This window comes from Cryobacterium sp. (assembly GCF_026786305.1).
Lineage (GTDB): Bacteria > Actinomycetota > Actinomycetes > Actinomycetales > Microbacteriaceae > Cryobacterium.
On record NZ_JAJAYI010000101.1, the window covers coordinates 1 to 8,347 of the forward strand.

The following is an 8,347-nucleotide window of genomic DNA, read 5'->3' on the forward strand; positions in this document are numbered from 1 at the left end:
CGGGAGAGCAGGGTACGCCCGGCCACCTCGACCGCGGGCTTGAGCGCGCCGCCGAGGCGGCTGCCGCGTCCGCCGGCGAGCACGATGAGGTCAACGGTAAGCATCCGCTCAACTTTCGGCGCGCAGCCAGTCGCCACTCTTGCCGCCGCTCTTGGCGAGCAGGCGTACGTTCTCGATCGTGACGGATTTATCGAGGCCCTTCACCATGTCAACGACGGCGAGGGCGGCTACCGAGACGGCGGTGAACGCCTCCATTTCGACGCCGGTGCGGTCGGCGGTGCGGACGGTCGCGGTGATGCTGACGCCGTCATCCTCGACGACCAGGTCGACGACCGCGCCGTGTACGCCGATCACGTGGGCGAGCGGGAGCAGGTCGGCGGTCTTCTTGGCGCCCTGGATTCCAGCGATGCGCGCCACCGCGAGCACGTCGCCCTTGGGTGCAGTGCCGTCGCGGAGAGCCGCGATGACCGGGGTGTCGCAGCGCACGAAGCCGGCGGCGGTGGCGCTGCGCACGGTCGGAACCTTGTTGGTCACGTCAACCATGCGGGCCTGTCCGGCCGAGTCGAGGTGGGTGAACAACTGGGCGGGCACGGCCGCGCCGGTCGTGTCCGTGCTGTGCGTCATGATGTCAGCATGACAGTAATGGGGTCGCCGCCGCGAATGTGAGTCGTGTCTTCGGGCACGATGGCGAGCCCGTTCGCCTGCGCCAAGCCGGCAACGAGGTGCGAACCCGACCCGCCGCGGGAGGCCGGGCGCACCTCGGTGTGGGTGCCGGCACCGTCGGTGCGGTGCGTGACGATGACGGGCATGTACTGGGCGCGGCCGGGCGGGGAATTCCATTCGTCGACGACGGTTGCCGTGACGGTGCGGCGGTGCAGGGCCGGGTGGTCGAGGCCCGGGTGGTCCGTGGTGAGTGCGGGCTCGTTGTGCGCCTCGTTCGACGGGTCGACCCGTTCAGCCATGCCGTGACCGAGCAGACGCCGCAGGGCCGGACGCACGAACACCTCGAACGACACGTAGGCGCTGACCGGGTTGCCGGGTAGGGCGAAGATGAGCGGTCCGGGCGCTTTTGCGGTGGCGGGCCAGCGTCCGAAACCCTGCGGCTTGCCGGGCTGCATCTTGACCGGTCCAAAGTTCACGGTTCCGAGTGGTTTCAGTACGGCCTTGACCACGTCGTAGGCTCCTACGCTGACGCCGCCGGAGAGCACGATCACGTCGATCGTGCCGGCCAACTCGGCCAACAGGGCGCGCAGCACGTCTTCGTCGTCGGGCACGGCACCGATCCGTACGGGTATGCCGCCGGCCTCGGCGACGGCCGCCGAGAGCAGAAAGGAGTTGGAGTCGGGAATCTGACCGCGGCGGGTCGGGCTGCCCGGGGTGACGAGTTCGCTTCCGGTCGAGATGACGGCCACGCGCGGAGCGGGGTGCACGAGCACCGAGCTGGTTCCGGCGCTCGCCGCTGCGGCGACCCGGGTGGGCCAGAGTACGCTGCCCGCTCGCAGCACCCGGTCGCCGGCGTGGGCATCTTCGCCGGCCCGGCGCACGTGTGCCGCGGCGTTGGGGGCCCGAACGATGGTGACCAGTTCGGTGCCCTGGTCGGTGTCCTCAATCGGCACTACGGCATCCGCTCCGTCGGGAATCGGCGCGCCCGTCATGATGCGCGCGACGTGCCCGGGCGACAGGTGTGGGTTCTCCGCGGTGCCGGCGGCGAGGTCGGCGACGACGGGCAGGGTGATCGGATTCTGAGCGGATGCGCCGAGCAGATCGGAGCGGATAACGGCGTAGCCGTCCATCGCGGAGTTGTCGAAGGGAGGCGTGTCGGTCACGGTGAATACATCCTCGGCCAGCACCAGCCCGCGGGCCGCGTCAAGCTCGACGCGCACGGGCGGCAGGGGAGCGACACTGCCGAGTACGACCGCGAGTTGCTCGGCAACGGTACGAGCGGATGCGGCGGGTGCGCAGGCATCCGCCCGATCGGTATGCGATTGACCGTGACGGTGGTCGTGCGCATGATCGTGCGCATCGTGTGTGTGGTTCGCGTGATCGCCTGGCGCAGCGTCGCGCACATCGACATTGGGTCGCGCCGTCGACGCAGCCGCAGCCGCAGCCGCAGCCGCAGCCGCAGCCGCAGCCGCAGCCGCAGCGTGCGCGGGGACTCCGGCGCCCGGTCGTTCGGTGTCGGTCACCGCCTAGACCAGGCTGTCGGAGTGGCCGGTGCTGCCGGCATCATCGCGCGCCGACGCGTCCCGCCCAGCCGGGGCGGGCTCGAGCGTGGCCCAGCGGCTGCCGAATCCGGGAGCACGCCCGGCTGTGACGAGGTCATCCCACGCGACGATTCCGCCGGTGAGCACCGAGACATCGGTGAATCCGGCCTCGCGCAGGGCGTTCGCGGCCCGGGCGGCGCGGCCGCCGGCGTGGCAGTGCACGATCAGTGGGGTGTCCTGGGGCAGCGCGGCGCGGCCACTGTCCGAGAGCACGCCATCGGTCACGAGCTCGCCGAGGGGCAGCAGCCGGGCCGTCGGAATCGAACTTTCGGCATATTCGCTCGGCTCGCGCACGTCCACGACGAGAAAACTGTCGGTGCCCGTGCTCAGAGCGGCGAGGCGGTCGACGAGTTCTGCGCTCGAGACCTCGGCGGTGCTGGCGGCGGCGACTCGTGCGGCTTCGGCGGCCACTTCGGTGGTGGTCGGTGCGGCAGCAATGCCGGTTCCCAGCAAGGGAATCTCGCTGAACCGGCCCGACAGGGCGTCGATCACGAGCACACGACCGATTAGCGGTGAGCCGATTCCGGTGATGAGCTTGATGGTTTCGGTTGCCATGAGCGACCCGACCTGGCCGCACAGCGCGCCGAGCACACCGGCGTCGGCGCAGTTGGGCACTTCGCCCTCGGCCGGCGGCGTCGGAAACAGGTCACGTAGGTGCACGCCGGTGACGCCCGAGTCGACTGGCGGGGTGGCCCAAAACACCGAGAGCTGGGCGTCGAAGCGCAAAACGGAGGCCCACACCAGCGGCAGCCCGAGCCGCGCACAGGTGTCGTTGACGAGGAACCGGGTCGGAAAATTATCGGTGCCGTCGATGACCACGTCGTAGCCGCCGATGATCTCGGCGGCGTTGTTCGCGACGAGGCGTTCGGCGTGCCGTACGACGGTGGTTTCCGGGGCGATCTCGGCGATTCGCTCGGCGGCGCTGTCTACCTTGGGGCGGCCGACATCCGCTTGCCCGTGAGCGATCTGGCGCTGCAGGTTGCTCGGTTCCACGTCGTCACCGTCGACGATGCCGATGGTGCCGACGCCGGCCGCCGCGAGGTAGAGCAGGGCGGGGGAGCCAAGTCCGCCGGCGCCGAGCACGAGCACCCGGGCGTTGGCGAGGCGGCGCTGGCCGAGTTCATTGAGCTGGGGGAGACGACGTTGACGAGCGGTACGCACGGATTCGGACGCACTGAGCCGATCAACGGGCTCAACAAGGGGAGGAATAGCCATGACTCAACGCTAAGCGTTGCGCGGCCTCGTGGCCACCCGATCGGCGCCAATGAAACGGCCCGCTGCGGTCGGGCGAGGCGCATGACTCCTGCACTTTGAGGGGGCGCGGTGAAAGCGGCCCGTGATTACGCACTGCCGGCGTCGGACGGCATCACTGTGCAGAAGTTTTGCGCCGGGGTTGACCGGGAACGCACCGACCGTGTTCATTCGTGGCCCACCGGCTTCAGCCACGCCGCGGGCCGCGCCGGCCGGGCCGCGCCGCGGGCCGCGCGCACCGCAGAGCCGCAGGGCCAAGACCGCAGATGCGGTGCTATTATCATGATTATGACGCAATATCGTATTATTGAGGCGGCAGAGCTGCTCGGGGTCAGCGCTGACACGGTGCGACGCTGGGTGGACGCGGGCCGCCTCGACGCCGTGGCCGACGCATCCGGTCGCCAGGTCATCGACGGAGCCGCGCTCGCCGCCTTCGCGGTGGAACAGGCGAGCGCTCCGGCCGACCCGTCGAGCGTGGGCCGCAGCGCCCGGAACCGCTTCGTCGGCCTCGTCACCGCCATCACCATGGACACCGTGATGGCGCAGGTTGAACTGCAGTGCGGCCCGCACCGGGTCGTCTCACTCATGTCGAGCGAGGCCGTGCGTGAACTCGGCCTCGAAATCGGCTCCCTCAGCGTCGCCGTCATCAAAGCCACCAATGTGATCGTCGAAACCCCCGGGCGGATGCCATGAATCGCTTCTCACAAGTCAGCCCACGAAGGCGGCACCACGGCGTCACAGCGCACCATCGGTTCGCGCCAACCGCGGTGGTGGCCGCGAGCCTCGCCCTGCTGGCCGGGTGCGCCGCCCCCACTCCGGCCAGCTCGCCGACCGCACAGGCTCCGCAAACCCTCACGATCTACGCCGCAGCGTCACTCTCCGGCGTCTTCGACACACTCGCCGCGCAGCTGACGACGGACAACCCGTCGATCACCGTCGAGACGAACTACGACGGTTCATCAACCCTGGTCACCCAGATCAGCGAGGGAGCCCCGGCCGACGTCTTCGCCAGCGCCGACACCAGGAACATGGACGCCCTCGCGGCCGACAACCTCGTCGGCCCGTCGATGCTGTTCGCCTCGAACACGCTGCGCATTGCGGTGGCGCCGGGCAACCCGCTCGGTATCAACACTCTCTCCGACCTCGCCCGGCCCAACGTGATCAGCGTGCTGTGCGCGCCGCAGGTACCGTGTGGGACGGCATCCGCTACCCTGCTCGGCAACGCCGGCGTCACCCTGTCACCGGCCAGCGAGGAACAGAGCGTCACAGCCGTCGTCACCAAGGTCGCCGAAGGCATAGCGGATGCCGGCCTCGTCTATGCGACGGACATCGCGGCGAACCCCGACCGCATCGAGGGCGTGACTCCCGCCGGGGCAGCGGATGTCGTCGCTCACTACCCGATCACGATCGTCAGCGACAGCGCGCATGCCGCCGCCGCCCAGGCTTTCATCGACCTCGTGCTCTCGCCCAAGGGGCAGTCCATTCTCGCCGCCGCCGGGTTTCTCGCCCCATGACTGTTTGGCGGGTATCGAACCGTGAGTTTGGGCCCGAAAAATGGCGTAAACCGGGCCGAAACTCACGGTTCGGTGGCAACGTGATCGCCGGGCACGCATGATCCCGCGGCTGCTGTACATTCCGGCGAGCATCGGACTGGCCCTGCTCATCGTGCCGCTCGCCGGCCTGCTGCTGCGCGTGGACTGGGCCGGCCTCCCCGCGCTCCTGCTCTCGAAGGAGGCGCTCGAGCCGCTCGGACTGTCGCTCGTCACCGCCTTCATCTCCACAATCCTCTGTCTGTTGCTCGGCGTTCCGCTCGCGGTCGTGATCGCCCGGTCGACTCCGCGCGTGGCCGGCCTGCTGCGCGCACTCGTGACGGTGCCGCTCGTGCTGCCGCCCCTCGTCGGCGGAATCGCCCTGCTCTCGTTGCTCGGCCGCACCGGCGTGCTCGGCGAATACCTCGAACTGGTCGGGCTGCGGGTGCCGTTCACGACGGCAGCGGTCGTCATCGCGCAAACCTTCGTGGCCATGCCGTTTCTCGTGATCGCGGTCGAGGGCGCACTACGCACCATGGGCACCCGCTATGAACGTGTCGCCGCAACGCTCGGCGCGCACCGTTCAACGGTGTTCGCCCGCATCACCCTGCCGCTCGTGCTTCCCGGCCTCCTGGCCGGCACCGTGCTGAGTTTCGCCCGAGCGCTCGGCGAGTTCGGTGCAACCGCCCTGTTCGCCGGCAACCAGGCCGGCGTCACCCGTACCATGCCGCTCGCGATCTATACCGCATTCAACGGTTCGGGCGTCACCACCGACCAGGCTGTCGCACTCTCACTGCTGCTCATCGCGGTGGCCGTGATCATTCTCGTACTGATCGGCACCCGGCGTGCCGCGGTGCTGTCATGACAGCGGACCACGGCCGTCACGCTGTCGCCTCCTGGGCAATGCCCGCCCGGAGCCTGTCATGACCCCCGCCCCGCGGAAGACGGCCGCGAGCCCCCTGCTCGAAGCCAGGCTCGCCCTCACCCGCGGCGACTTTGAAATCGATCTTGGACTGACCCTTGCGGCCGGCGATGTGCTCGCCCTCCTCGGGCCGAACGGTTCGGGCAAGTCGACGGTGCTCGAGCTGCTTGCCGGGCTGCTCGCTCCGGACTCAGGAACCGTCACCCTCGATGGCGCCGGCCTGACCGGCCCGAAGCGGTTCATTCCGCCGGAGAAACGCGGCATCGGGTTGCTCGGCCAGGATCCCCTGCTGTTTCCCCACCTCAACGCCCGTGCGAACGTGATGTTCGCGCTGCAGGTGGGTGAATCATCCGCTCTCAACCGGGCACAGGCGCGACGCGTCGCCGATGACTGGCTCGACCGCGTCGGGCTGGGCGGGCGCGGCGACAGCAAACCGGGCGAGCTGTCGGGCGGCCAGAAGCAACGGGTGGCGCTGGCCCGGGCGCTCGCGGCCGGTCCGCGCGTGCTGCTGCTCGACGAGCCCCTGGCGGCCCTCGACGCCGAGACCGCCCCGCACATTCGCCAGCTCATTCGTGAGCAGCTCGCAGCCACCCAGACCAGCGCGATCGTCGTCACCCACGACGTCGTCGACGCGGTCGTGCTGGCCAACCGGGTAGCGGTGCTGCATCAGGGCCGCATTATCGACCAGGGAACGACGACTGCCGTGCTGCAGGCGCCGCGCAACCCATTCGTCGCGGCGCTCGCCGGGGTGAACCTCGTGGTCGGCACGGTTTGCGGCGACGCCGTCGAAGCCCCCGACGGTCGCATTTTTCGGGTTCGCCCAGCGGATGCCGCCGTACTCGCCGAGCACGCCGGCGCGCTCGCGCAGGCGCCCGCCGCGACAACACGGCAAGGAAGCGGCACGTTCACCGTCGCGGCCGCCGCCGTCTTTCGGCCGTCCGCGGTCGTGGTGCAGACCGAGCAGCCTCGGCACGCGAGCCCGCGCAACGTGTGGAGCGCCGAAGTGACCGCAATCGAACCGGGCAACGGCGGGGTGCGCGTTCGCACGAGCGGCTCGCCCGAGATCATTGCCGAGCTCACCCCGGCATCCGTCGCCGAACTCGGCCTGCAACTCGGCTCGACGGTCTGGCTCGCCGTCAAAGCCACTGAGGTGACCGCCCACCTGCGCTAGTGTCGGCGCAAGCCGGTACCATCGACTTGGAGACCAAGGAGATTCATGACCTCGATTGCCCTGCTCATCGAAGCCTTTGAGTGCATCGAGGGTGCCGTGCACGGGTTTTTGACCGGCACATCCGCTGACGCCCTCACTTTTCGAGCGGATGCCGACGCCAACACGATCGCCTGGCTCGTCTGGCACCTCACCCGCGTGCAAGATGACCACGTGGCCGAGCTCGCCGGCAACGAGCAGACCTGGACGCGGAATGGCTGGGAACAGCGGTTCGGCCTTCCGTTTGAGGCATCAGCCACCGGTTATGGGCAGTCAACCGCTGATATAGCGGCCGTGCGCGTGGACGCCGAGCAGCTCAAAGGGTACTACGACGACGTGCACGCCGACACGATCGCCTACCTCGAGACTCTGACCGACGGCGATCTCGACGAGGTCATCGACCGCCGGTGGACTTCGCCGGTCACGCGCGGCGTGCGGCTGGTCAGTGTTATCAGCGACGACCTCCAACACGCCGGCCAGGCCGCCTTCATCCGCGGAATCGCGGAGCGCGCCGGGTATTAGGGATTCGGATCCTGCCAATGATCGCGCGCGTCACCTGATCCGTTGCAGGAATTGTTCTGGCGGAGAATGGGGGGTCGGATCCTGCCCTTGAGTGCGCGCGTCACCTGATCCGCTGCACGAATTGTTCTGGCGGAGAATGGGGGATTCGAACCCCCGAGGGCTTTCACCCAACACGCTTTCCAAGCGTGCGCCATAGGCCACTAGGCGAATTCTCCTGGCCGCCGTTCGATAAAGCAACGGCACCAGTGAATCTTACCTGTTTCCAGCGGATGCGGCCGCCACCCGCTCAGACCGCCCCGGTTGGTGCAGCCCAGCGTCGTACCCTAAACTGGTCGTCGGCTCCTCGCGTGGCGCCACCTTGGCCAATTCCCCCAGGACGGAAACGTAGCAAGGGTAACCGGGCTCTGGCGGGTGCGCGAGGAGTCTTTTCTCTCCCCCACAGCACGGGTAACCGGGGCTGTGCCCCTGTACCGGGGTGCGCGAGGAGTCTTTTCTCTCCCCCACAGCACGGGTAACCGGGGCTGTGCCCCGGTACCGAGGTGCGCGAGGAGTCTTTTCTCTCCCCCACAGCACGGGTAACCGGGGCTGTGCCCCGGTACCGAGGTGCGCGAGGAGTCTTTTCTCTCCCCTCTGTTCTGCGAGAGGGGGTAAA

At 68.8% G+C, this 8,347-nt stretch carries 8 protein-coding genes, 1 tRNA gene and 1 other RNA gene; 6 read left to right on the top strand and 4 right to left on the bottom strand.

Going from position 1 to position 8,347, the window contains the following annotated elements:
* Nucleotides 1–108: 108 nt before the first annotated feature.
* From moaC to LH475_RS13115, 3 genes are read right to left on the bottom strand one after another with little or no spacing between them, the layout of a single operon-like run.
* The gene (moaC, locus tag LH475_RS13105; protein ID WP_196844144.1) at nucleotides 109–624 is read right to left on the bottom strand and encodes a cyclic pyranopterin monophosphate synthase MoaC; all 516 of its coding nucleotides are present in this window, start codon (nucleotides 622–624) and stop codon (nucleotides 109–111) included.
* Nucleotides 621–2,186, bottom strand: coding sequence for a gephyrin-like molybdotransferase Glp (gene glp / locus LH475_RS13110; protein WP_297414510.1), 1,566 nt, complete (start codon nucleotides 2,184–2,186; stop codon nucleotides 621–623). The genes moaC and glp overlap by 4 nt, the downstream gene beginning before the upstream one ends.
* Before the next feature lie 3 nt (nucleotides 2,187–2,189).
* Nucleotides 2,190–3,479: a ThiF family adenylyltransferase gene (locus tag LH475_RS13115; RefSeq protein ID WP_196844143.1), complete on the bottom strand. Its 1,290-nt coding sequence runs from the start codon at nucleotides 3,477–3,479 to the stop codon at nucleotides 2,190–2,192.
* Between the two features lie 324 nt (nucleotides 3,480–3,803).
* Here LH475_RS13115 and LH475_RS13120 point away from each other — a divergent pair, with 324 nt between their 5' ends.
* The 5 genes from LH475_RS13120 (at nucleotide 3,804) to LH475_RS13140 (ending at nucleotide 7,695) form a co-directional block, all read left to right on the top strand.
* Nucleotides 3,804–4,208 (top strand): TOBE domain-containing protein, encoded by a 405-nt coding sequence (locus LH475_RS13120; protein WP_297414512.1) that lies wholly within the window; start codon nucleotides 3,804–3,806, stop codon nucleotides 4,206–4,208.
* On the top strand, nucleotides 4,205–5,029 hold the full coding sequence (modA, locus tag LH475_RS13125) for a molybdate ABC transporter substrate-binding protein (protein ID WP_196844141.1): 825 nt from the start codon (nucleotides 4,205–4,207) through the stop codon (nucleotides 5,027–5,029). The genes LH475_RS13120 and modA overlap by 4 nt, the downstream gene beginning before the upstream one ends.
* A 97-nt stretch (nucleotides 5,030–5,126) precedes the next feature.
* Nucleotides 5,127–5,909 (top strand): ABC transporter permease, encoded by a 783-nt coding sequence (locus LH475_RS13130; protein WP_297414514.1) that lies wholly within the window; start codon nucleotides 5,127–5,129, stop codon nucleotides 5,907–5,909.
* Nucleotides 5,910–5,967: 58 nt separating this feature from the next.
* Entirely contained in the window at nucleotides 5,968–7,137 is a 1,170-nt protein-coding gene (locus LH475_RS13135; protein WP_196844139.1) for an ABC transporter ATP-binding protein, read from the top strand.
* A gap of 45 nt (nucleotides 7,138–7,182) precedes the next feature.
* Nucleotides 7,183–7,695, top strand: a complete 513-nt coding sequence (locus LH475_RS13140) for a DinB family protein (protein WP_297414516.1) — start codon at nucleotides 7,183–7,185, stop codon at nucleotides 7,693–7,695.
* A 127-nt stretch (nucleotides 7,696–7,822) separates the two neighbouring features.
* Here LH475_RS13140 and LH475_RS13145 read toward each other — a convergent pair.
* Nucleotides 7,823–7,910, bottom strand: a tRNA-Ser gene (locus LH475_RS13145).
* Between the two features lie 119 nt (nucleotides 7,911–8,029).
* Here LH475_RS13145 and ffs point away from each other — a divergent pair.
* Nucleotides 8,030–8,126, top strand: an RNA gene (gene ffs, locus LH475_RS13150) — signal recognition particle sRNA small type.
* The last annotated feature ends 221 nt before the right edge of the window (nucleotides 8,127–8,347 follow it).